Below are 675 nucleotides of genomic sequence, written 5' to 3' on the forward strand. Positions count from 1 at the left end.
GCTTCGGTGACGTCGAAGGTCACCGAGACCACGGTGGTCTCCTCACCCGGGGTGTCGTCGGGGCTGCTGGGCCGGCGCTGGGTGCGCACGGCACCGGGCGAGCGGCCCGCGAGGGCGTCCAGCACCCGCCCGCCCGCGTCCTCGTCGACGTCGGCCCGGCCGGTGTCGAACGCCACGGTCACGGCCCACCCGGTCTGCGGGTCCTGCTGGCTGTCGGTGCCGCCGGGCGCGTGCGCCCCGGCGGCCGGGGCCCCGGTGGGGGCCCCGGCGTCGGTGGTGGTCATGTCAGCGCTCCTTCTCCTTGTACCCGCTGTGCCGGAGGTCTCGCAGGGTGTTCTTGAGCGACCGGTGGTCGCTGGGAGTCGAGGGCATCGTCACCATGTCCTGACTCTTGTCCGGCGGGTAGCACTTGTAGTGCCCGCTGCGAGCCAGCACGACGCGCCACCCTTGGTCCTCCAGGTCCCCGATGAGGGCCTTGATCTCCTTGCTCGGCATCAGCCTCCCCTATCCGTTGTCCGTAGGTCAAGTGTATGCCACGGTGGACCGGTGGTCAACCTTTTCCGACCGTGATGGCGGCCAGGTTCATCCCTCTCCCTCGGTCCTGCTTACGGTAGTAACCCTACCGTTCGCACCCTTAGAAGGCAAGCCGTCGGGCAACTTTTCTTGGTGGGTGCG

2 protein-coding genes are annotated in these 675 nt (G+C 69.2%); both read right to left on the minus strand.

Features of this window, described 5'->3' with window-relative positions; translation table 11 throughout:
- Positions 1 to 284, minus strand: a 284-nt coding sequence (locus WDV86_RS04705; RefSeq protein ID WP_339566448.1) for a hypothetical protein, incomplete at its 3' end; no start/stop codon positions are given.
- Position 285: 1 nt separating this feature from the next.
- Positions 286 to 495, minus strand: a complete 210-nt coding sequence (locus tag WDV86_RS04710; RefSeq protein ID WP_339566449.1) for a hypothetical protein — start codon at positions 493 to 495, stop codon at positions 286 to 288.
- Positions 496 to 675 lie beyond the last annotated feature (180 nt).

It is taken from the genome of Pseudokineococcus sp. 1T1Z-3 (assembly GCF_037482365.1).
Lineage (GTDB): Bacteria > Actinomycetota > Actinomycetes > Actinomycetales > Quadrisphaeraceae > Pseudokineococcus.

Bases quoted from the DNA above. Each gene is read 5' to 3' on its own strand.
- WDV86_RS04710 (WP_339566449.1), bottom strand. From the start codon at position 495: ATGCCGAGCAAGGAGATCAAGGCCCTCATCGGGGACCTGGAGGACCAA.